We start from the raw sequence: 23,675 nt of genomic DNA, 5'->3' as shown, positions 1-23,675 counted from the left end.
TACAGTACACGGACCTTTGAAATTTTACTTAACGATCTTTGGAAAAAATAAGACTGCGACAAACAAAAGTTACGCGATAACCCGAAAAATCGAAATAATTGTACTAATAAACCCAACAATTATTACTTTATCAAAACTTTTGATCTTAAAAAATTTATTTCCCAAATAAAGATGATGTTCGATGGTTCGCTTGGAAAGCTTCAATTTTTCCGCGATTTCGTTGTTAGACAGCCCTTCTATTTTGCTAAGCAGGAAAACTTTTTGCTGCACTTCCGGCATTTTTTGTATTCTTTCCAATACCTGTTCGGTCAACTCCTGCAAACAAATGCGTTTTAGGATGTCCTCCTGACTGGCCTGTGTTTCCGGCGGTATGCTGGTCAAATCGCAGCGTTTTTTGGTATCCCGGATGCGGTTTAGAATTGCATTTTTGATAGAGGTGAACAGATAGGATTCGATTTTTTTGGATGCATTCAGCTGTTTCCGTTTCTCCCAAATGGCTACAAAAAGTACCTGAACCACCTCCTCGGACTCGTCAGCATCCCCCAAAAAAGCATCTGCAAAACCCAACAAGCGATCCACGTACCGATGATACAATTCATCAAAGGCCTGCTTATCGCCTTGACGGATAAGGCGAACGATCGTCGAATCGTTATGGTGTGTAAGTGGTCTCAAAAGGGAGCTGGCAACTAGGCCCTTGAACTGCGTCTAAGGTTAAATTAAGTCAATTTCTTTGGTAATTCTAGCAGAACTCCAGTAAAATTCCACAATAGCTAAGTTTCCTTATCAAGCCTCAAACCTTTCCTCGTGCACCACCTTGCCCAGGACATCCCGATGCTCGAATCGAATTTCGGGCTTTCCGGAATTGCGGTCTACCTGGACACTTAAAAAACCGCCTTTGAGCCGCAAAAACCGGTGCTCCGGACGCACATCTCCCTCTTTCCAGCCCTGGGAATGGCAATCGCTTACCGGACCCGATCCAAATTCCATCAGCCCGGTTTCGCTATCCTTCGAAACGTATTGCCAATGCCGGTCCCCATTGACCACGTACATGTTGCCTTGACCCGAAAGGAATCCCCGCAACCACTCTCCCTCGTGCCGGAAACTTTCATTCGCATGATTGTCTGTTTTTTTCTCTCGATCCGGCCCCACCACCGGGGTGGCCGTAATCAAAATCTTAAAGGTAGCGTCCGAGGCCCTTACCGTCTCCTGAAACCACTGCTTTTGTTCCTCAGCCCAGATGGTCTTCTCCGGACCGTCCTCCATGGTGTTTTCGGAACGGTATTCCCTTCCCTCTACCATCCATACCTGCAGGTCCTGGCCCCAGCGAAGGGTTCGGTACGGCTTTCCTTCGATGGGTACATTTTCGTACCAAAGTTTGAGTCCATCGTCAAAAGTCAAATCCCCATAAGGTCCCTTGCCTCGATACATATCGTCTTTGAGTAAATCGTGGTCGTCCTTGACCATGTACAGGGGTACTTGCCGGTAGAAATCCCTCAAGGATAGCCAACCGTCCATGGCATGCCATTTATGCCGGGCTTTTTCCAGGTTTTTGGCCAATGGCCCGGGCTTATCGTAGTAGATATAATCTCCGGTATGGACAAAAAAATCAGGCTCCAGCCTTCGCATGCTATCGTAGGTCTGAAATCCCCTGCGCTCGTCGTCAAAACTCCAGAAATACTGACAGGTAGAGGTGGTGAAACGTACGGGTACCGGATCCTGTTCCGACGGCGCCGTAGCGAAACTTCCCTCCTCTTTCCGGATCGATCCTCCGTCTAGCGGCTTTGCTTCCCAATGGACCCGGTATTTGGTGGCGGGCTGGAGTCCCTTCACGGACATCTTTACGGTATAGTCCTGTTCGGGCTGCGCCTGTTGCCAGTCCGAGGTCCATACGATTTGATCGCTGCTATCCAGGATACGGGCCCTTACCTGGCCGGAAGCTCCGGATACCGCACCGTCCATTTCGTTTACCGGCTGCTCCTCATCAAAATCGATGGGGTGCCGAAACACTTTTTCCTGCCGCTCATGGCGTACCGGCTGCGGAAATTCCTGCCCACAGAGCCGGGTCCAAAGCATGACGGAATCCTTTCCCACTTCGGCGATTTTAAATCCATTGGTGAAGTAAACGCCGGTTGCGGACCTTGAAACCAGATTCAGGAATTTATGGATGGGATGGGCAAAGATTTTTGGAATGGCCATCAGTGAAAGGAGACTTATCCCCGTTTTCTTGAAAAACCCCCTTCTGTTAGCTTTTTTCATGGATAATTTGGTTTTAATTGGGTGCATTGGACATCCTGGCAAACTGGATCAACGTGTGATATAAATCCATTTAAGGTGTTTTATCGGCTGAACCTTGAATTCAGGCCAAATCTGCTCTGAACCGGCTGTTTGCCTGGCTTGCTGATGCAGACGGTTAAATTTAACTAAAAATCCTGTGATCTGTATGTGCTTTATACCTTAATTGGCTATTAAAACCCATTGCCTTGCCAACGTGGAATCAACCGTGGTCAGAATACTCATTTTATTGGATACAATTATATTATGGTTTCCATCGTTCCGATAAAACCTCATCTTTCGGTTCTGATTTTATTCAATTCTTGTCAGACAATGAGTCGCTACGCTCATAGATACCTCTTTTCTATTCATATACTTTTCGGTGATTCCGGTAGTTTTATCGATCCGGACCTTGATGGAGATCCTTCAAACTATAGTGACTCATCCCGAAAAAAGTATACCGGTTTACATTTTATTCATTGTTAGTCCTACCACAAGTTTACATTTTCATCCCTAAATCCCCCTTTTCCCCATTGAGAGAACGGGGGATTTGTTCTTTCACGATTGTCTGGCCACGTAATTCCATAGCCAGTCTCCCTATCTCTTGGCGGAGAGCCATTGAAAATAGAATTTGGATAGCTGTTCAAGTGGCTCTTCTCTCAATCAAGAACTTATTAGCTCAAGAATAGGTGAAAGCAACAAATCATACTGCAGCATAATTTAACTCAGGTTAAATGATAGCTCTATACCTACATTGATTTTCTATCTGACACCAACCTCTTCAGCCCAGCTAACGTAATCATTAACCATTTCCGAAAGAATTTGTGGATTTTGCCTGCCGATTTCGTTGAGTTCAGTGGGATCTTTTTCCAGGTCAAATAATTCCCAGTCAAAATCAGGGGCTTTGGAGATAATCTTCCATTTCCCTTTTCGCATGGCCTGATGGCCAAAATGCTCCCAATACATTTCCCGGCTTTTCTCCATGGCTCCCCCATCAAAAACCGGCCGAAGGCTTTTGCCCCGAAGGGCGGTTAGCGGCTTTCCCTGGTAGGCATCCGGATAGCTCGCATCCGCCAAATCCAGGCAGGTAGCCATGATATCCACCACATGCCCCGTTTCCCGGGTAATCCCTTTTGTATGCAGGCCGGCAGGCCAGTGCACGATCATGGGTGTGACCATTCCTGCTTCCTCCAGCCAACGTTTGTACCTACGAAACGGGGTGGTTGCCGCAATGGCCCATGGCTTTTTGAAAGCTACATACGAACCCGGATAGCCTATTTCTGAATCAGGGTCGTGCATGTTTCTTCCGGAAATATCTTCGGGAGATGCCCCATTATCGGAAAGGAATAGAACAACGGTATTTTCAAACATTCCATTGGCTTTTAATTCGCTGATCAGCCGACCGATTCCCTGATCCATTCGGTCTACCATGGCCGCATGCACTTCCATTCGCCTTGCCCAGTCGGGCTTATCCGCTGCTTCTTCCCAGGTCGGCACACCTGCCTCCCGGGGAGAAAGGCGGAAAGCAGGGTCCAATAGACCCAGACTCAACTGCCGTTGGTACCGCTGTTGCCGCAAGGAATCCCAACCGATGGCATACCGCCCCCGGTATTTCTGAATATCTTCCGGTAAGGCGTGCAGGGGCCAATGGGGCGCGGTATAGGAAAGGTAAAGTAGAAAGGGTTTTTCCGGCGAGCGCTCGCTATGATCCCGGACAAATTCGATCGCGTGATCCGAAAAGGCATCCGTCATGTAAAAATTCTCCCCCGGAGGCTCCCAGGAATCGTCATCCAACGCCATTTGCCGCAGCCGTACCGAGTCCTTGTCCAACTCAAAATAACTGCTACCGCCACTGATCAATCCAAAATACCTGTCAAAACCTCGCTTTCTTGGCCAATGTTCCCGTTTTTCCCCCACATGCCATTTTCCTGACATGTAGGTGGCGTATCCTGCTTCCCGAAGCAGTTCGGCAATCGTGGCGGATTCCTTGTTCAAAAACCCCTGGTACGGGCCGGGTTCCGGATCACCGAAAACCGAACTGACCATCCCTCCCATTCCTGCTTCGTGGGGATACAGGCCTGTAAGCAGCGAAGCCCGGGTAGGACAACACCGGGCCGCATTGTAAAACCGTTGAAATACCAAGCCCTCTTTTGCCAACGCATCCAGGTTTGGCGTCGCTATTTCGGACCCGTAGCAGCCCAAATCCGAGTAACCCAAGTCATCCGCCAGGATGATCAGGATATGGGGACGCTCCGCTATGGATTTCTTTCCCCCGTGCTGACAGCCTACCAAAAATAGTAGGAAAAGGAGTAATGGCAGACTTCCAGCAGGAATTGGCCATCGCCCCGCTAAACGAACCCTCCACAAATAACCATCAACCACCCGGTAGTAACAAATGCGGTACTTGACCCCTGCTGGTTTGAATAAATGGCCCCCAACAACTTTGTCGGAGGCCATTGCCCGAACATACATGATTTAGTATCCGGGGTTTTGTTGGAATTCAGCAGGATTGCTCGCCCGATCGATTTGGGTTTGGGGGATGGGTCGCACCAGGTGCATTTCCTGGATATTGGGTGCCGCATCCAGGTTGTGTTGCCGCACGCGCTCCAGGAGGGTACCGGTACGCTTCAGGTCGTACCAGCGGTGCTTTTCGCCGATCAATTCCCTGGCCCGTTCTTCCAAAATAAAGTCCAGGTCAATATCGCCCGGTGCTACCTGCATATCGGCTTCCTTGCCGTCGATTGCTGCCCGTGTCCGTAGTACGTTGATGTAGTTGGCCGCTACGTCGTTTTTGTTTTGCCTCCAGGCGGCCTCTCCTGCTATCAGGTACATTTCAGCCAGGCGCATCACCGGAAAATCCCGTCTGCCTGCGGTTTCGTTGATACTGGGCCGAAGGGGATCCAGAAATTTCAGCAGGGAGGGGTAATTTCGTCGACGGTTGGTGCCGATTTCCTGGTAACTACTCACGTCTCCGATCCAGTTGCCTTTGTAGTCAATGATCCAGTAAGGCGCGGCTTGTTTTACTTCGTCAGGTACCGGCTCCATGACGATGTGAATGGCTGTATCCCCCGGGTTTACGGGGTGTCCGTTGATTTCCGCGGATATATTGGCATACCAAACGGTCTTAAAAGAGCCGTTCCAGCGGGCGTCCTTTTCCCGGTCGTATAGGCTGAATAGATAGTTGGTGGGAAGAAAGCGCTGAAAAGGTCGGCCATTTTCCGTATCGCGCACCATGGCCGGGTTGAAGGTATAATCGAAGATAAAGTACAAATGGCCGGAATTGCCCGGTCCGTTGAGCAGGGGATCGTCGGTAAACTGTACGGTCCAGATAAACTCGCTGTTGTCCTCGTTGTTTATGTCCCACAAATCCCCATAGGGCGTCACCAGTTCAAAATTGTAATTGTTGATCACGTTCGCTGCCAGCCGTTCGGCTTCGGCCCAGTTGCCGATGGTTAGTTGCACCCGGGCCAGCAGTCCTTCGGCAGCAGCCTTGTAGGCCCTACCCGGTTCGGAAGCAGCCACCGGCAGGTTGGCCACGGCAAACTCCAAGTCCGGTAAGATCCCATTTTCGTAAATGGTATTCACCGGAGTCCGATTGGCTTCCGTCTCCACACCCTGGGTCTCGTCCAGGGAAAAATGTACGTCCCCCCACTGTTGCACCAGATGGAAATAGTACAACCCTCGAAGGAAGCGTGCCTCGGCCTCAATTTCTGCTTTTCGCTGATTGGATAGCCCGTTGACGTCTTGTACCCGATTAACCACCGTGTTGCATTGGTTTACGCCCACATAGAGGGCGTTCCAGATGGCCGTGACGGTGCCGCTGGTACCCAGAAAATTTGGCGAATAATTGTTGATATGAGGGTTGTTCGCAACGCCGCCAAAGCCGTTGGTAAATATGTCCGTACCGGTCACGGTCAGAAAAAACCCGTTCTGCTGCCCGTAAAAACTTCGCAAGGTGGTATAGGATGCCTTTAGTCCATCTTCTATTCCGCCAGGGGTAACGTAGTAGCCTTCGGCCGTGGCCAGGCTCACCGGGTCTTCAACTAGTATTTCTTCACAAGCGCCCAACCCAAGGGTAAAGGCCAGCCCGATTAGTATGCATGTATTTTTCATGGTCGCTACAATTTAAAATTTTAGGTTTAATCCAAAAATGTACGTGGCCGTGGTAAGCGGGCTTCCCGCGCCAACGATTCCGTTGGAGGTCTCCGGATCCACAGTGGTATAGGGTGAAAAAATAAAGGCATTGTTTACGGTGGAGTAAACGCGCGCAGAACTCATCCCCAATTTGCTGATCCAACTCGGTTGGAAATTATATCCAAGCGCTATGTTTCGGATTTTAATAAAGGATCCGTCAAAGTAGCGCACCGCATCCGAATACAGGGGTGCCTCCCCTGCATTGGGTCGGGGAAAGGCATTGGTGGGGTTATCCGTTGTCCAGTAATCCAAATTGATGGAATTGTACCTACCCTGCCAGTTGTTACCGCCAAGGTTGTGGTAATCGCTTCGTAGCATTTGGCCCATGCGGGCGTGTACCAACACCGAGAGGTCAAAGCCTTTGAACGAAACCCGGTTGGTGAGTCCTCCGGACCAATTGGGCACGGTAGAGCCCAACACGCGCCGGTCATCGGCATTGATTTGTCCGTCCGGCTGATCGGTCAACTCGCCGTCGCTACCCCGGCCGTTTACGTCCCGAATCCGTATATCGCCTGGCGCCTGGCCCTGGTCTGCAGCCAGGTCTGCTTCGCTGGTCTGCCAGATACCCGCCTGGTCAAAGCTATAAAAAACATTGATGGGCTCCCCGATAAACCAACGGTTTCCCACGTCATCGCGCTGTCCTTCAAATAGCTCCGTAATTTGCTCCCGGTTGGAAAATACGTTCAGGTTTACGTCCCAGCGGAATCCAGAGGGGCGGTTAACTACATTGGCATTGGCCGTGAGTTCCCAGCCCGAATTTCGGGTGCTGCCGATGTTTTGCAGCACAGAATTGTAGCCGGAGGTAATGGGCAGTAAGCGATTGAGCAACAAATCGCTGGTATTGGTCACGTAGTATTCCAGGGAGCCGTTGATCCGGTCTTCAAAGAGGCCGTAGTCCAGTCCGATATTCACCGTCTTGGAAATCTCCCAGCGTAAATCCGGATTGGGAATCAGGTTATTCCGGTACCCAAAGCCCGCATTTGTACCAAAAATATAGGTAGAACGTGCCAAACCACCCAGCGTCTGAAAAGGGTCGATCGCCGTATTACCTACCTCTCCGTATCCGGCGCGTAACTTGAGAAATGAAACCTGTCCGCCCTGCAAGAATTCTTCCTCGGTCAAAATATAACCCGCAGAAAAAGCCGGGAAAAAAGCCCATTTGTTCCCTTCAGCCAATCGGGAGGAGCCATCAGCCCTACCGGTCAGGGTAAACAGAAATTTATCGTCGTAGCGGTAATTGACCCGCCCCATATAGGACATCAAGCCCCATTCGCCAAGCGAACTACCAATACCCGTGATGGTTGACGAGCTGCCCAAATCGTAAAAAAGCGATTTCTCGATGGGAATATCCTGCCCCGATAGTGAGGATTCCTCAAACCGCGCGGTCTGAATGGAAAACAATCCCACCAGGTTCAGCGCGTGTTTGCCAAAACTTCGGTCGTAGGAAAGAATGTTTTCCTGGGTATAGGAAAAGTCCATGTCGTTTCGAACTGAACCCCGATTGATGTTTCCTTCAAGCAATCCGGTGTACGTACCTCTTCGGGAAAGGTTGAAGTCCGGGCCATAGTTTACACGGAGTTTCAGGTACTCGTTGAATTGGTATTCGCCATAAATATTAGCAAATATCCGGTGTCTGCGGGTTTCATCTACGTATTGGTAGGGTTGGTAATTCAGCAGGGGATTGGCCAGAAGTCCTTCTCGTGGATTGGGAAAAGCGAGAAAATTTCCCTCCGCATCGGTAGGTCCCACCAATGGCGAATACCCCAGGGAATTGTTGTAGGGAGCGTTGGACATTTGGTTGCGTTCGCTGACACTGACCGTGGCGCTCACCCCCAGCTTCAATTTGTCGGTCAGTTGGGATTCCAGGTTTACCCGAACGGCCGTCCGCTCAAAATCGGTATCCGGAATGTACCCGTCTTCGCTAAAAAAGGAGCCGGAAACGTAGTAGTTGATTTTATCCGTTCCGCCACTTACCGATACCTGATGGTCTTGCTGACTTCCGGATTGAATGGCCAAATCCAACCAATCGGTAAACCGCCCGGCTTGCAAATTTTCGATTTCCAGCGGTGCGAAAAAATTGGCATCGAAGCTGGGATCATCTCCGGCATGTCCCCGGGAAATTCGGGAATAAGCGGCAAACTCCCGACCATCCATTAGGTTCAGGTCTTGCACGGGCTGCTTCACTCCGTAATACCCATCGTAACTGACCACCGCTTTTCCAGTTTTGCCTCGCTTGGTGGTGATCAAAACCACCCCGTTGGCACCCCGGGAGCCGTAAATGGCCACTGCGCTGGCATCTTTTAGTACTTCCATGGACTCAATATCGTTGGGATTAAAGTCGTTGATATTGGCACTGGTGGGAATTCCATCGATCACGTAAAGGGGTTCGTTGGAAGCGTTGATGGAGCGGTTTCCCCGTATCCGGATTTGTACCGGCGCACCGGGAGAGCCATTTGCCCGGACAATGTCCACACCTGCCAGTCTTCCCTGGGATTGTTCCAGAAAATTTCCGGCGGGGGTTTCCTGTAGGTCCTTGCTGCTGATGGACGATATGGCTCCTGTCAGGTCACTTTTTCGCTGTGTTCCGTAGCCGACGACCACGACTTCCTCCAGATCAGATTGATCTTCCTGGAGCACCACCGATAATTGGGTCTGGTTTTCCAGGGGTATTCGCTGCGTCTGGTAGCCGATAAACGAAATCTGGAGTACATCTCCCTGATCTGCTTCGATGGAAAACTGCCCCTGAATATCCGTGACGGTTCCGGTGGTCGTTCCTTCAATCACGACCGTCGCTCCCGGAATGGGGATTCCATCCTGATCGGTGACGGTACCGGTGACGGTAATGTACCTGACATCCCCGTTAGGATCGGCGGCAGTGGATGCGGCAAACGGACGAACGTATGTCCAGGGATCGGGCATTTCTTCTGCCGAAAGGCCGAAATGCAGCAGCGAACCCGACAAAAGAACGGCCATCGCCAGGTTGCTTTTGGTAGTTTTGCTTTTCATGGGTTTATTGATTTTGGTGAGTGAATGAAATGCTTGTTAATAGGAACTTTACATATCGGTTAGTTTTAGGCTGCTACTCAATCGAAAAATGGAAACGGTGGATTGATTGTGATCAACGGTCCAGGATATCGCTTTACCCCGGTTAGTTGGGAGGTCTTTACTTCGATAAAGTATGCATTTTTTTACCTTTATGCAATACATCTTTTTCGAAGGGAGTAAAATAAAAAATATCGTCCCGCATTATTGCCGGTTTTCCTGCATATATGGAAAAATCTAGTTTTACAGGAAGGCCCGCAGGTCTCTTCGAACCAGAAGGGTATACAGGCGCTTGCATCGGATTAGCCGGACCTCGTTGCTCTGCCCATCCAGGAAATGGATAGGATGGTTGGGTTTCGACCGCACCGCAAAGGGCCAAGGCATTAGCGGCCTGGCGCTCCGGTTCCTCCAAAGGCTCTCAGGTTGTAGGTAAGCGTGAGCATAAAAAACTGCTGCACGACCTGTGTGCGGGTGTCTTCGATGTACACGTCGGTGACGTTCCGGTCAATACTGGTGTTTTGATTGAGCAAGTCAAAAACCGTCATCTTCAATTCAAACTGCTCGGTGGGCGGGAATCGGTAACCCAGGTCGGCGTTCATAAGCCAGACGGATTGATCAAATTCCTCGCCCAACCCCTGGAACCATTGGTTATTCACATTGGTGCTGACAAAAAATCCACCCGCAAAATTCCAATACAGGTCCAGCCGGGTACTTTGCGTATAGTAATTATTATTGAGGCTTTCCTGCAAACTGCTGCGCACGATATTGACGTTTCCCCGGGTAGACAGGTTAAAATCCAGGTGTTCGCCCAGGTTACTGCTTATTCCAATTCCGGGCCCAACGTACACGTTCCGATTATAGTTGGTTTGATCGTTGATCAACCCCGGCCGATTGGTAATTCCTGCACGGGCGCTTAGGTTCAGGTTGCTCTCCATAAAGTTAAGCGGGAAACCAAAGGAAAAATAGCTGCGCAGGTCCCAGTATTGATCCAGGTTTTCCGGTCGGTTTAACTGCCCGCCCTGCCGGAGCAAAACGTCTCCTTGAATGAGGGTATCCTTGCTGGCGATGTAGGTAGCGTTTCCCAGGTAATTGCTGGTAACCCGCCCACCCAGGTACATAAAAAACGAACGGTTGGTCTCGGGGTTGATTTTTCGAATGCGCGTAAATAGCCGGTGCTCGTATTCCTGATCCAGATTTGGATTACCTGTAGAAATCTGAATGGGATTGCTGTTGTCGATCACATCCTGCAGCTGCCGAACCGAGGGAGCATCGGTGTCTCCTCGATAATAGATCCGGATATTGGTGTTTTCGTTGGGGTCGTAAATAAACACCATTCGCGGTACAAAATTTCTAAAGGTGCGGTTGGTGTTTTCGAAGCCAGGAAACAGCCGGTCGCTATCCAGCAGGGATACCTGGTAATCAAATGAGGAGTAAATGCGAATTTTGTTCTTATTGTAACGATAGCCCAAACCGACCTCGTGCTGCAAGTAGGTATTTTCAAACTCGTTGGATAGCGTGGAATCCAACACAAAACGGGTAGCTTCCATCTCCCGTTGGGAAACCTCTTGTAAGGTATTGCCCAAATCGTTCCCAACTTCGTACTCCAACCGGATCTGAGAATGATCGCCTATGGGCTCGGTGTATTCAATCTCCGCTTCGTACGAGAAGGAATTGGATTTGCCGAGCGTATTTTGGATCAGGCTATCTCGATTTCCGGTCTGAAAGTCCCGGCTAACTGACACCAATCGGGAATCACTGCTGCGGTTGTCCATCCGGGTATCAAACTTGGCGGAAAGGGTACGCCCCTCTTTATTAAATTTGTAACGGTAGGTAAAATCACTTAAAAATCGAAAGGATTCATTGGCCCCCGAGCTTGTATTTTCGGTCTCATTGATAGGGGTATTGGGATTGAATAGGTTTTGTGCAGAAAGCAAGCTATTGGATGTTCCGTTTTCGTACCGAACTCGTGGCCGCCAGATAATGGCGTGTTTATCGGACATGTCGTAATCCAAACGCAGGTCCAAACGGTGGTTTTGACTCCTGTCTTCGTTATTCCGGATCTCGTCGTACAGTTGCAGGCTATCGCTGGGCAGGATGTACTCCCGGGAAGAATTTCGGTTGAGAAAATTCCGGCTTTCGTTAAAAAAATAACTCCCGGTAAGTTTGGCTCTCCCTTCGTCAAACTTGTCCGTAAAGTTAAGGCCGATGGCATTGGTATGCGTAATTCCGGGCATTTCCCGGGTGGTGAGTGGATTTCCACGCCTGCCTCCCCCGCCTCGCCGATTGTCGTTTCCTCCAAAGGCACCGGAAAGGTCATCTGCCGAAAAGTTTTGCTGATTGATGTTATTACTTAATCCCAGGGCGGTAATACGTTGGGTTTCGTTGAAAAAATTCACACTCCCTCCTACCAGGTAGTTATCGTCCGTCCCGTAGCCGGCAAACAGACGGCCAAATTTCCCCCCTCGCTTTTCTTTCTTGGTGATGATGTTGATGGTTTTGACGGTTTCCCCATCATCAAAACCCGTTAATTGGGCCTGATCGCTCAATTGATCTAAAAATTCTATCCGGTCAATGATTTCTACGGGCAGGTTTTGCAGGGCCATGGCCGGGTCATCCCCGAAAAAGGGCTCTCCATCTACCAAAACGCGCCCCACGGTTTCCCCCTGTACTTCCACGGTACCACCTTGCATGACTACTCCGGGCATCTTTCGAATCAGTTCCCCGGCGCTTGCCTGTCCCCTGGTCTGGTAAGCGGCGGCATTCATGGATACCGTATCGCCTTTCATTTGACCGCTCATGGTCTGCGCCTCCAGCTCGTAGGTTTCCAGCAGGCTTCCTTCTTCCACCATCTCAAAGGCACCTAAATTTTTCCGATTGGTGACCTGCACGCGCTTTTCCAAGGTCTCGTAGCCCACAAAACTAATGCTGAGGTCCAGGGTACGTTGGGTAGGGCGCTCAAATGAAAAGCGGCCATTCTCATCGGTAAACGTCGTATGCAGGGTATCTCCCGCGACACTGGTAACAAATACGTAGGCCCCGGGAAGCGTTTCTTTAGAGGATTGGTCCCGCACTTTTCCATTAAGTGTGGATTGAGAAAAAGCGACACCATGGATAAATATAACTTTTAGTAGTAAATACGCAAATTTTAACATATTATTTTAGGTATTATTTTATTAAAAATCGATTTTTTCGATTAATAATATATTAAAAATACAAAAAATCGTATAAAATTAAATTTTTATTCTATTAATGGTGTACAGCGCCAATAAGTGGAGAAGAAAGCGTTTCTATTCCTTCAATTGTTAATAGGGCTCCTGCCGTTTGCAGCAGGATCTAAATCCGAGTGGGTTCTCCCCTTCCTTTGTACCGTATTGCCAGCAACGTACCGGTGATGGAAGTACTAGCGAGCGGGAGCAGTCCCAATTTTATCTTTAAAAAAGTAGGCCTCCCTTTAGTCTGCACATGGATGCCCCGACCGTTTTTTTTCGGTCAACGACTTTCAGGGATTTTGCTTTTTCCGGGGTCGGTAGAGCAATTTAACCGCCACCCCAATCACAACAAATGAGATAATCATGGCGATAACCACCCAAAAACGGGAAGGGTTTAACGGATATTCGTCTGCATACGCTTCGTCTGCCTGGCCCAAAGCGTAACGAAATTGAAGCAGGTATAAAAAGAAAGTAACCGAGAGGTAATTGCAAATTTTGCTAAGCCTTTTCATAATTTTAGTTGTTTTTTACCCGATACTCCTGCAAAAACCCATCCAAAAAAAAAAGCGGGGATCATTGCCCCGCTTACTATGGTAAAATCAGTTGTTTGTTGACTTGCGTATTTTCACCTACCGTCCCCGGGCCACCAACCATCCAGGCTGGCCAGCAGCTGTTTGACCACTTTTGGGTTTGCTTCGGCCAGATTCTGTTGTTCCATTGGATCCTGTAGAATATCATAGAGCTGTATTTCACCCGTATTGGGGTTTGCCGGGCCGGGAGCAATTAGCTTCCAGGTACCGCTGATAATCATGCGACTTTCCAGGGTTTTTTCCGGTTGATCCACCGCCACCATATCGTGCGAGAAGTCCATGCTGTAAATCCGCTTGCGACGGGCCAGTGCTTTTCGGTCAATAACGTTGATGCCTTGCATCTCCGGAAGGGGGTCCATGCCCACCGCTGCAAGCGTGGTCGGGACCATATCGATGCTGCTTGTCAGGTACTCGGTTTCCATACGTGGCGTTATTTTCCCCGGCCATTTATAAATGATAGGCGTGCGAATACCCATGTCCTGGGGATCTTGTTTGGAACCGGGTGCGTATCGGTTAGGCCGCTCCGGGTCCTGAATCCAACCATTATCGGTAACAAACACCACCAGGGTATTTTCCGTTAGACCTTCCTGTTCCACCTTATCGAGTAGCTGTCCTACGGTAATATCCAACCATTCGCACATGGCCCAATAAGCGGCAACTGCCTTGGTAGGCGCCTTCGATAGGTACTTGTTTAGCAGCGAATCTGGTGGGGTATGTGGGGAGTGGGGCAGAAAAGGTGCATACCAAACGAAGAACGGATCGTTGTCTGCAATGGCCTTATCCATAAAATCAAAAATGGGCTCCATCCCTTCCCTTCCAATTTTCAGTCCTTCGTCTCCATGCCTACCGCCCCGGGTAGGATCGCCGTGGGTCATGCCATCGGTAAATCCACCTTCTTTCCAGTGGCCACCCCACCATTTACCAGACTGAAACGACACGTAACCCAATTTTTGTAATAACTGCGGTACGGTTGGATGTTTTTGAAACTCGTCCAGGTAGTCCTTGTAAAGCCGCGAGCGGGCCTCCTGCCAGTCGGTCTGGTAGCGGGGTTTTTCGAAGGTGAATTCGGGATCATTTCCGGTAATACCGTGCTGGTAGGGATACAAGCCGGTAATAATGGATGCCAGCGAAGGGCTGCAAAGCGGCGCTGTCACATAGCCTCTGGTAAAGGTAAGGCCATCCGCAGCCAATTGGTCGATGTTTGGAGTCTCGATATGCGGGTGCCCCATAAACCCGTAATCCGTCCAGGACTGATCATCGGATAATATATAGATGATATTGGGCTTTTCCGATTGGGCGAAAACCGTAAAAGAAAGGAGAAAACTCAGCTGCAGGGTGAGCAGCAGTGCCGGTTGTATGTTTAACTGCATTTGCATTCAACGATCGTTATTTTGTTTTGGTTCTATGGAAATTGACGCATCAATTTAACCATTTTTTTAGGAAAGATATCAAACTAATCCGGAATTAAACCCTCAAAATTTAGCCAGGAACTCCCGGAAGCACCCAATCATTCACTACTTATTTCGGTCGATTCTTTCCAGAGGGAATTCTTCGTGGGGCGTCCGGGCAGTTTGCAGCAATTCATTTAAGCGTCTCAAAACTTCCGGTTTTTCTTGGACCAAATTTCGGGTTTCTCGGGGGTCGCTTTCCAAATGGTACAACTCTGGCGGTTTCTGAAACTGTTTCACCACTTTCCAGGCACCGCTTCGTACGGCCTGCATGGGACCTTTCGCCTCGTTGAATTCCCAGTAAAGGTATTCGTGTTCCGATTGGTTGTCCGTATCACCCAGCAGGCTGGGTAAATAGGATAGTCCGGTGGTAGGTGCCTCCGGTTCCAACCCTGCCAATTCGCATGCAGTGGGAAGAAAATCCCAAAATGCGGAAACGTGGTTGGATACGGAACCTGCCCGTATGGTGTCCTTCCATCGGGCAACGAAGGGAACCCGAATGCCACCTTCGTACAAATCCCTTTTCATACCGCGCAAGCCTCCATTGCTTTTAAAAAAACCATTGTCATAAACGGGCCCGTTATCACTGGTAAAAATCACCAGGGTGTTTTCCGCCAGCTCCAATTCATCCAGCAAATCCATTACCCGACCCACATCGCGGTCTAGTCTGGAAACCATTCCCGCGTAGGTCACATTCCCCGCTTCGTCGTGGTAATAATGGCCGGGTTTCATTTCCCTTTTTGGCCAATCCCTATTCAGATAGGGTTTTTTAGAATCTTCGGGCACGGTCAGTTCGTAATGAGGCAGGGTATAGGACAGCATCAGAAAGAAGGAGGTGTCCTGGTTGGCTTCGATGAATTTCAGGGATTCTTCGGTAATCAGGTCGTGGGAATACGCCCCTATTTTTTGATCCGGCACATTCCCTTCTAGCAATACTTTCTCCTTATTGCGCCACAAAAATTCCGGATAATAGTGGTGAGCCTCCACATGGGTTCTATACCCATAAAAATAGTCAAATCCCTGGTCCAGGGGATGTGCTGTGGTAAACGTTTCATCCATACCCCATTTTCCGACGATGCCATTGACATAACCGGCTCGTTTCAGTTCTTCGGCTACCGTCACGTCCTGAGGTAGCAAGTCTACGGGTTGCCCGCTCCGGGTCCAGGTAGGGTTGCCTCTTACCCGCGTTCTACCCGTATGCTGCCCGGTTAACAGGACGGACCGCGAGGGACCGCAAACCGTTGATCCCGCATAATGTTGGGTGAAAACCATTCCTTCGGATGCCAACTGATCGATGCGTGGCGTTTGTATGTGTTCTTGACCATTGAAGCCCACATCTCCGTATCCCAAATCATCTGCCATGATGTAGATGATGTTTGGCCTTGTCTTCAAAGGATCTGCCTTTTGCTGGCAGGAAAGGGCTAACGCCAGAAGGGTAAACCCAGAAAACAGCAGCGGATACGGTACCCATATAGTTAAAAGGTTGCGCATACTAGTGGCGGAGAGTAGGTTGATACAAGGGCAAAGGCTCGCCTTGAATACCCGGTCCAGACCATTTCAGCTCGAGGGTTAGGTTTTCAGCATCCTTGGGCTTTTTGGTCACCCATTTGATTGGGTGATACCCTTCTTCCAAAAGTAACTGGGAACTACCGGATTCTGTTGCCAGGTTTGGGTTGTCATTATCAATCACCAGGGCCTCGTGAACGTGCATGACCAGTCCGCCGTTGGTTTGGAAGCTAATGTCATAGGTGCCGGTTCGCTCAACTTTTAGCAGCCCCTGGAAAACCAGTACGTCAGCACCCTTTTTCGGTACATGGTCCTGCAAGCGCGACAAAAGGACAAGCTCCTTTGGCATTTCATTTTCTGTATTAATCAACGGCACCCAGGGGAAGTCCCCTACGTAGCTGGCAACCTGAACCCCTCTAGCTGGAATCGCATTTAGGTCCAATGCAGGAACCGGTTCCTTGTCGTAGGGGCGTTCGGCGGAGCTATTCGCCCTTCGCCAGCGCAACACGCTATTTTTCATTTCTTGTTGAAGTGCAACATACTCGTCGTTCGTTCCGGCGAGGTCGTTGCTTTCTCCAGGATCGGTTTGGGTATCAAAAATGCTGAAATCATCTTGATGTGATAAAATAGTGTATCGGATGCCTTTGTATCCGTTTAGGTAGAGTACCTGCATCTCTCCCCGCTTTTGCCCACGTCGGGATTCAAGAAACGACGCATAATCAGACGTAGCGTTATTGACCTGGTATTCGATGTACACCTTGCCCGGATGCACCGTTTCCTTTCCGGAGAGAATGGGCCAAAGCGAACGCCCATCTGTATTCGCCGGGGCGGGCAAACCACTTAACTCGGCAAAGGTGGGCAACCAATCATGGAAACCGGACGGGGAATCATTTCTGGAGCCGGCCTGTATGCTTCCCGGCCAGCGCACAAGTGCCGGAACCCGAATTCCTCCTTCCCAGGTATCCCGTTTGGTACCGTCCATTTCCCCATAACTTTCGAAAAAGGTAGGCGCATAGTCCCCGTATCCGTAGGATTCCAGGTGCGGACCGTTATCCGAGGTAAAGACGATCAGTGTTTCCTCGTCGATATTCAGGTCTTGCAATAAGTGAATCAGATCGCCTACTGCGTCGTCAATGCGCCGAACCATGCTGGCAAAGCGTCGCTGCACTTCCGGCCATTCTTCCTTGCGGTACTCGGGATGGATAAAGCTGTTTATTTCTCCGTTGGCTGTATTGATAAAATTGCCTTTTTCTCCCAGATACTGCACGCCTCCGCTCGTACCTCCCCCGGAAGGATAGGGCATGCTGGGTATTTCCAGACCTGCATGGGGCGTGTCGTAGGCCAGGTACATAAAAAACGGTTGTTCCGGATTGCCAGTTTTATGGTCTTGAATGTATTTCTTTGCCCGTGCGGTAAACAAATCGGTGGTATAACAGCCTGCCAGTGCAGCAGATATCTCCTGGTTGCCATCGTAGAGTTCCATGGGCCCGCGACTTGCCACATCGTGTGCCGGATAGTGATTGTGGCCGTCACGGTGACGAACATATCCGAAGAAATAGTCGAATCCACGCTTCGTCGGATACGCTTCCCAGCTCGAAGGACTGTCTCCCTCCTGCCCCTGAAGTCCGTACTTACCAATCAATGCGGTTGCGTAACCGGCCTCTTTTAGGACGGTGGCGAGATTGTGGTTGGCGGGGAGTGCTTTATCAAATTGGTTATTTCTAATAGCGGCATGCCCTTGATGCAAGCCGAGCAATAGCGTTGCCCGGGAAGGCGCACATACCGGCGCGGGCACGTAATGCCGGCTCAGTATCATTCCCTCTTGCGCCATCTTATCCAGGTTTGGAGTTTGGTGATACGGTTTCCCTTCGGCTTTTCGTTGATTCTGAAACAAGACGCCCAGGTCACCGTATCCCAAATCATCGGTAAGGATAAAAATAATGTTGGGCTTTTTATCTGCCGGACTAAACCCAAAAATGCGGTTTGGCTGAAACAGGGACAACAGTGTCAGCGCTGAACATACAATCCATTTAATCTTCATCCAATTTTGATTTTATTAGGTTGGTTTCAAATTCCTTATCGTAACGTGGATTTGCCTGATCCGGAACGGGTGCGTTGACCTGCTCCCGCCAATCATCGAGCAATTGAATCATTCGATCCCGGATTGCTGGTTGACTTTCCGCCAGGTTCGTTGTTTCCCCCGGATCTTTTTCCAGATCGTAGAGTTCGTAGTCATTTTGTTCAAAATAGTGGTGCAACTTCCATTTTCCCTTCCGAATGACAGACCCGGGTCGTGTTCGGAACAGGGGATCCTTTCCGCCGTCTTCTTTGGGATTGTACGCCTGAAGGTAGATGGGAAAGTGCCAAAACAGCGCTCGCTCCTCCAGCGGTTGGTTGCGAAAAAGGGGCGCAAGGTCCCTACCCTCCAACTGTCTATGGTCTGGTATTTTAGCTCCGATGATGTTTTTTAGGGTGGGATAAATGTCCATGTTCGTCACCGGAACATCCGTCTTGCTTCCCGCCTGCACCTTGCCAGGCCAGCGGATGACCAACGGAACACGGATACCGCCCTCGTAGTAGGAACCCTTTCCTGCGCGCAGGGGCGACTGGTAGGAAATATCCCGGATGCCTCCGTTATCGGATGTGAAAATCACCAGCGTATTGTCTGCCAGCTTGAGTTCGTCCAAAACCGCCAGCAATCTCCCCACATTCTGATCCACCGAGGCCACCATGGCTGCATAATCAGCCCGGTCCTGGCCATTCGTTCCGGGCTTATCGGCAAAGGCTGCGATCAGTTCCTGCTTTCCCATGATGGGCGTATGTACCGAATAAAACGGCAGGTACAGGAAAAAGGGGCTTTCTTTGTTTGCCTTAACAAAGCGTATGGCTTCGTCAGTCAGGCGGTCGGTCAGGTATTCTCCTTCCGGACCGTTTTCGATAAAATCGATCTTGTAGGGGCTAACATACCCGCCGCTCCCGGGATTGCCCCGATGGCTGCCGCCCACGTTTACGTGAAAACCCGCCTGCAGCGGATCTTCGTTGATGTGCCACTTCCCAAAAGTACCGTTTACATACCCATGATCCCGTAGCATCATCGCCAGGGTATAGATCGAATCGGGCAGAAAATGCCGGTTGGGGGTTGGGATAAGTTGGCGGGTTTTTGGATGGCCCCTTTCCGAATTGTCCACCGTATAGACCCCGTGGCTGGGTGTATTCCTACCGCTCATCATGCAGGCCCTACTGGGTGCACAATTGGCAGCGGCGGCATAGGCATGGTAAAAAACCATGCCTTGCCCTGCCAATGCATCCAGATTTGTGGTTTCGTAGTAGGCGCTTCCCATAAAGCCCAGGTCTTTCCATCCCAGATCGTCGACGTTGATTAGGATGATGTTGGGTTTCTCTGACCTCTTACGGTTTACCTCGAACGACGAATAAAGCAGCAAAATCAAGATAAACCCAGGCAGCATAATCCAAAACGGGTAAATGCTTTTCATGCAAAAAAGGCTTTTGGGTGTAGTGTTAAATTTCCATTTTTCCCTAATTTAGAACTTTTTTGAGTAGTAATAAAATGGAATTACTTCATGCTAGATTTGCTTTTTTGAAAAAAGGTGATGGGTAAAAAATTTTTATTTTAACATAACTTGATGTTGTTTTAAATAGAGTCGACATCGACCAAGAATTATTTTGATCATCATGGTGTCAATTCACCTTTATTTATGGTTTTTTCAAATAGGTAGTTACCATCTTCACTAACAAGTCGGAAGGTAACAGCTGGATCCTCGTTGGAAGGATGATAAGTAAATTCACCAAAGGCAAATTCCCCATCAATACCGTACAACTGGGTATCCCAGGAAGGATCCTGTGCCGGGGGTCCAACTCTTGCCCCCAGGCTTGCCGCTTCAAATTCATAGAATCCAAAGTTGGATTTCCAGGGAATCGTAAATCCACGGGCACCGTGTCGATCACCGGATATCAAAAGCACCCCACCGATTTTGTTTTCTTCAATAAACCTAAAAATCTCCTCCCTTCCCTCGGGATCGTTTACTCCCCAGGAATCCTTACCCCCGGATACATAATCACTCCACATCGTGCCGCAGGATAAAATAATAAAGGGTCCTTTACAGTCCAATAACTGTTCCTTTAACCAATCCATCTGGCTCTTTCCCAAAAATGACCCCTTTTCTCCGGTCCTGAAAAATCGGTTGTCCGTCATGATAATATCAAATGGTCCTATCCTATCCCGGGTGAAAATTCCTTGGTTTAAAGATTTATCACCGTAAGATGGATTCACCCAGGATTCCTGGAAAACTTTTCTAACGGCATCCCGATCTTTTTCGGAATATCCCTCCGGAATTCCGGCTTTATCATTATCAAAATAATCGTGATCATCCCAGGAAGCATAAACGGGGACGGTTGAAGCGAATTGTTTCCAGGCAGGCAAAAAATCCCTGAGCAGGTAATCGGCACGATGCAAACCCAGATGATCATTTCGATCCTGTACCGCAATATCTCCCAATAATAACATGGCATGATTACCCCTATTCCTGATCTGTTCCAATAAGTTGTGATTTCCCAAGCCCCAACGGTGAGGACAAGAACCAAAGGCAATTTTAACCTCTTGGTTTGTTCCCAATTCCGGCACGGTATTGATCACTTGATCGGTGCTGGGAGAAATATCCTTGTCGTTAACTATTAGTTGATAGGGGTAGCGAGAGGAAGATTGTAACCCATCAATCCTTATTTCAACAGATAAATCCGTTTCAAAATTGGAATATGCCGGACCAAAAACAACTATTCCATCTTCCTTTTCTATTTCCACTTCAATCTTTGCCGGTTCCAATGTTCTAACCCATACTGTAGCACCATCGGATTTGATTTGGCCAAGCATGGGGCCAGCCAAAATTTTTCTTCCCTGACTTTCAACCAGTTGATTAAATAAAGTTGATTCCATAAGGTCGGCATAGGAGCTATTTTTTCCCGATGATAAAACGGTATAAGCCGATTCATAAAATTTTTGATCAGCATCGGAAGTAGTGCCCCAATAGTTAAGGATCTCCCTGCTATCCGTGTTTTTATTCATTGGATGACCTTGTTCGCCGAAATCCTGGGCATGATTTTGAAAAGGCAGTCCAAAGCACAGCAGCAAAGTGCCGATAACAGCCATTTTCAAATAGGTAATTCTACTCAGATCCTGGTAAACTATAAAGTAGTTGGGATTCGTCATATAACGGGATAACGTTTTAAAATTAAAATTGAGATTGAGATTAAAATACCTAAAAACCATTTCATTATATTCTTCTTTTCTATTAAACCTGGATCTCAAATAGCTTCAGGTTTCCTAGTCTTTAGCGTTCAAAAACTATCTGATTCATCACATTTCCTTCTACATCATAATGCCTGAAATCAATTTTCGGGACGTTTTCCATTCTGAAAACTTTGATGCCCAGAAATCCTCCATTAACCCTTAAAAACTGGTGTTCAGGCCGTTTATCATCTTGAGACCAGCCTCCTGATTGAGCGTCGGATACGGGACCTGCACCAAATTCCCTCAAACCGGTGGCCTTATCAATGGAATAATATTGCCAATGCCGATCTCCATTGACCACAAAAACACCCTTTTTACCGGAAAGAAATTGCCTTAACCAATTGCCTTCTTCTTCAAATAACTTATTGGCATGGTTGTCCCTCTTATTTTCTCTGTCAGGCCCTACCACAGGCGTAGGGGAAAATAGTAATTTAAAAGTCGAATCTGAATCCTCCATAGTATCTACAAACCACTGCTTCTGCTCGTCTCCCCAGATGGTTATATCGCCACCTTCCTGAAAATCCCTTGGGCTCCGAAACTCTCGTCCTTCCACCAGCCAAATCTGTAAATCCTTTCCCCATCTGAAAGTTCTGTATGGTTTATCTTTTATTGGTACATTTTCACGCCATACTTTCAACCCTTGCTCCAAGGTAAACTCACCTAATGGGCTGCTATCCGGATACACATCATCCTTTAAAAGATCATGATCATCCTTCAGCATGTAGATGGGCACCTGCTGGTAAAATTCCTTCAACGAAGGCCAGCCATCCATGGCATGCCATTTGTGCCGGGCCTTTTCCAGGTTATCCACCATGGGACCTATGCGGTCGTAGTACACATAATCTCCTGTATGAATGAAAAAATCGGGTTTTAATTGACGCATGGCATCATAGGTTTTAAAGCCCCGGTTTTTATCGTCGTAATTCCAAAAATACTGGCAGGTCGAGGTGGTGAGCAATAGTTCAGAAGGCCTTTCTTCACTACCAGCTGTCCTAAAGGATCCGGATTGGTGGGCCGTGATTTTACCTTTTTCCGTTTTTCCCTCCAACTGCACCTTGTATTCGGTAGCGGATTTCAAACCTGTAAAGGGAAAACTGACAGTAAAATCCCCATCGGAACTTGCCTTCTGCCAGTCTGATACATGCTTATCCCTCTGGTTTTCCAAAATTGCCCTTACCCATCCCGTTGAGCCGGTCACTCCTCCATCCATTTCCTCAACTGGCATTTGTTCATTAAAATCAATGGGGTATTCGTTATTCTGACTTTTGTGTTTTTCTTTCAGGTGGATGAGGGGATTGGGTTTTTCATTGGCGCATAACCTGGTCCAGATGATCGCTTCATTCTGGGAAACTTCCATCACTTTAAATCCATTGGTGAAATAGACCCGGTCATTTGCCAATTTGAAAGGAACCCTGGCCCGAATCGTATTTACAGGCGTGATCAAACCCCCTGTCAACCAACCGATCTTAGTCAAAAATGAGCGTCTGTTTTCTGCCATATTTTCCAGGTATTTGAATTGTTGATATCTTCCTTAACTACGCAAGAATCCCTATAATTACCATCACAAGAAATAATTAATTTCTATCGCCGGTCTGAAGTTAATCGGTATAGTCAATCGATTAGTGTAAAGATAAAAAATTAAATTTTCTATATTTACCCCTTTTACAGAATTGTGGGTACAAGCGGTATTCCTCTGTCCAGACCTTTCAAAAAGGGATATTCTGACTTGCGGCCAATTCAATCCCTTCATATATTGGTCAAACCTGCCTAGATAAGAGTTGCTCAGCAAGGGAGATAATACCGAATTGTGGACAGCTTTTCTCTGGTGGGTCTAACTTTCCCCGACAGTCTTTCATAAAGGGTTTACTCTCGTAATGTTCAGGGAACATACTAAGCCTTTCTTCACATCTTGCCCTTGTCAGTAACGCATTTGGCTTCGTATTGCCTGGATTTCGGTCAGCCAGCGCAGCGATCTCTTCAGCTGCCGGATATTTTTGCTTACAGGAAATACAAAAAGAGGCTGTCCGAAAAGGGCAGCCTTTTTTATGCGGCTATTTTTCCCGAATATTCGGAAAAGTTTGAATCTCCACTATTTGGTGGCACTGATAAA

The 23,675-nt window shown here is 48.5% G+C and carries 13 protein-coding genes; all 13 read right to left on the bottom strand.

What is annotated here, in order from left to right; genetic code table 11:
- Positions 1-69: 69 nt before the first annotated feature.
- The 13 genes from GCU44_RS15300 to GCU44_RS15240 all read right to left on the bottom strand — a co-directional run bounded on the left by GCU44_RS15300 (position 70) and on the right by GCU44_RS15240 (position 23,063).
- A complete protein-coding gene (locus GCU44_RS15300; protein ID WP_154857367.1) occupies positions 70-672 on the bottom strand; it encodes an RNA polymerase sigma-70 factor in 603 nt (200 codons plus the stop codon).
- A 111-nt stretch (positions 673-783) separates the two neighbouring features.
- The gene (locus GCU44_RS15295; RefSeq protein WP_154857365.1) at positions 784-2,256 is read right to left on the bottom strand and encodes an alkaline phosphatase D family protein; all 1,473 of its coding nucleotides are present in this window, start codon (positions 2,254-2,256) and stop codon (positions 784-786) included.
- A 777-nt stretch (positions 2,257-3,033) separates the two neighbouring features.
- Positions 3,034-4,743, bottom strand: a complete 1,710-nt coding sequence (locus tag GCU44_RS15290; RefSeq protein ID WP_241684978.1) for an arylsulfatase — start codon at positions 4,741-4,743, stop codon at positions 3,034-3,036.
- A 3-nt stretch (positions 4,744-4,746) separates the two neighbouring features.
- Complete coding sequence (locus GCU44_RS15285; RefSeq protein WP_154857363.1) at positions 4,747-6,384, bottom strand: RagB/SusD family nutrient uptake outer membrane protein; 1,638 nt, start codon at positions 6,382-6,384, stop codon at positions 4,747-4,749.
- Between the two features lie 12 nt (positions 6,385-6,396).
- The gene (locus tag GCU44_RS15280) at positions 6,397-9,471 is read right to left on the bottom strand and encodes a SusC/RagA family TonB-linked outer membrane protein (protein WP_154857360.1); all 3,075 of its coding nucleotides are present in this window, start codon (positions 9,469-9,471) and stop codon (positions 6,397-6,399) included.
- 419 nt (positions 9,472-9,890) lie between these two features.
- Positions 9,891-12,659: a TonB-dependent receptor gene (locus GCU44_RS15275; protein ID WP_154857358.1), complete on the bottom strand. Its 2,769-nt coding sequence runs from the start codon at positions 12,657-12,659 to the stop codon at positions 9,891-9,893.
- Positions 12,660-13,006: 347 nt separating this feature from the next.
- On the bottom strand, positions 13,007-13,228 hold the full coding sequence (locus GCU44_RS15270) for a hypothetical protein (RefSeq protein ID WP_092168707.1): 222 nt from the start codon (positions 13,226-13,228) through the stop codon (positions 13,007-13,009).
- A gap of 113 nt (positions 13,229-13,341) precedes the next feature.
- Positions 13,342-14,676 (bottom strand): sulfatase family protein, encoded by a 1,335-nt coding sequence (locus GCU44_RS15265; RefSeq protein ID WP_241684977.1) that lies wholly within the window; start codon positions 14,674-14,676, stop codon positions 13,342-13,344.
- 144 nt (positions 14,677-14,820) lie between these two features.
- A complete protein-coding gene (locus GCU44_RS15260; RefSeq protein WP_241684976.1) occupies positions 14,821-16,146 on the bottom strand; it encodes an arylsulfatase in 1,326 nt (441 codons plus the stop codon).
- A gap of 100 nt (positions 16,147-16,246) precedes the next feature.
- Positions 16,247-18,301, bottom strand: a complete 2,055-nt coding sequence (locus GCU44_RS15255) for a sulfatase-like hydrolase/transferase (protein ID WP_154857352.1) — start codon at positions 18,299-18,301, stop codon at positions 16,247-16,249.
- Positions 18,291-19,754 carry a sulfatase gene (locus GCU44_RS15250; protein WP_241684975.1) on the bottom strand — a complete coding sequence of 488 codons (1,464 nt, stop codon included), beginning with the start codon at positions 19,752-19,754 and terminating at the stop codon, positions 18,291-18,293. Before GCU44_RS15250 ends, GCU44_RS15255 begins: the two co-directional genes overlap by 11 nt.
- Positions 19,755-19,951: 197 nt before the next feature.
- On the bottom strand, positions 19,952-21,340 hold the full coding sequence (locus GCU44_RS15245; protein ID WP_161993948.1) for an alkaline phosphatase D family protein: 1,389 nt from the start codon (positions 21,338-21,340) through the stop codon (positions 19,952-19,954).
- 265 nt (positions 21,341-21,605) lie between these two features.
- Complete coding sequence (locus GCU44_RS15240) at positions 21,606-23,063, bottom strand: alkaline phosphatase D family protein (protein ID WP_154857349.1); 1,458 nt, start codon at positions 23,061-23,063, stop codon at positions 21,606-21,608.
- Positions 23,064-23,675: the final 612 nt, after the last annotated feature.

The organism is Cyclobacterium xiamenense, from assembly GCF_009467825.1.
Taxonomy (GTDB): Bacteria; Bacteroidota; Bacteroidia; order Cytophagales; family Cyclobacteriaceae; genus Cyclobacterium; species Cyclobacterium xiamenense.
The sequence above is the reverse complement of the archived record's forward strand: the minus strand, read 5'-3'. Positions and strand labels throughout refer to the sequence as shown.

What these genes read in the sequence shown, in the direction of transcription:
- GCU44_RS15275 (WP_154857358.1), bottom strand. Translation starts at nt 12,659, where the DNA reads ATGTTAAAATTTGCGTATTTACTACTAAAAGTTATATTTATCCATGGT.
- GCU44_RS15270 (WP_092168707.1), bottom strand. Translation starts at nt 13,228, where the DNA reads ATGAAAAGGCTTAGCAAAATTTGCAATTACCTCTCGGTTACTTTCTTT.
- GCU44_RS15240 (WP_154857349.1), bottom strand. Translation starts at nt 23,063, where the DNA reads ATGGCAGAAAACAGACGCTCATTTTTGACTAAGATCGGTTGGTTGACA.
- GCU44_RS15295 (WP_154857365.1), bottom strand. Translation starts at nt 2,256, where the DNA reads ATGAAAAAAGCTAACAGAAGGGGGTTTTTCAAGAAAACGGGGATAAGT.
- GCU44_RS15250 (WP_241684975.1), bottom strand. Translation starts at nt 19,754, where the DNA reads ATGAAAAGCATTTACCCGTTTTGGATTATGCTGCCTGGGTTTATCTTG.
- GCU44_RS15245 (WP_161993948.1), bottom strand. Translation starts at nt 21,340, where the DNA reads ATGAATAAAAACACGGATAGCAGGGAGATCCTTAACTATTGGGGCACT.
- GCU44_RS15285 (WP_154857363.1), bottom strand. Translation starts at nt 6,384, where the DNA reads ATGAAAAATACATGCATACTAATCGGGCTGGCCTTTACCCTTGGGTTG.
- GCU44_RS15280 (WP_154857360.1), bottom strand. Translation starts at nt 9,471, where the DNA reads ATGAAAAGCAAAACTACCAAAAGCAACCTGGCGATGGCCGTTCTTTTG.
- GCU44_RS15265 (WP_241684977.1), bottom strand. Translation starts at nt 14,676, where the DNA reads ATGCAGTTAAACATACAACCGGCACTGCTGCTCACCCTGCAGCTGAGT.
- GCU44_RS15255 (WP_154857352.1), bottom strand. Translation starts at nt 18,301, where the DNA reads ATGAAGATTAAATGGATTGTATGTTCAGCGCTGACACTGTTGTCCCTG.
- GCU44_RS15290 (WP_241684978.1), bottom strand. Translation starts at nt 4,743, where the DNA reads ATGTATGTTCGGGCAATGGCCTCCGACAAAGTTGTTGGGGGCCATTTA.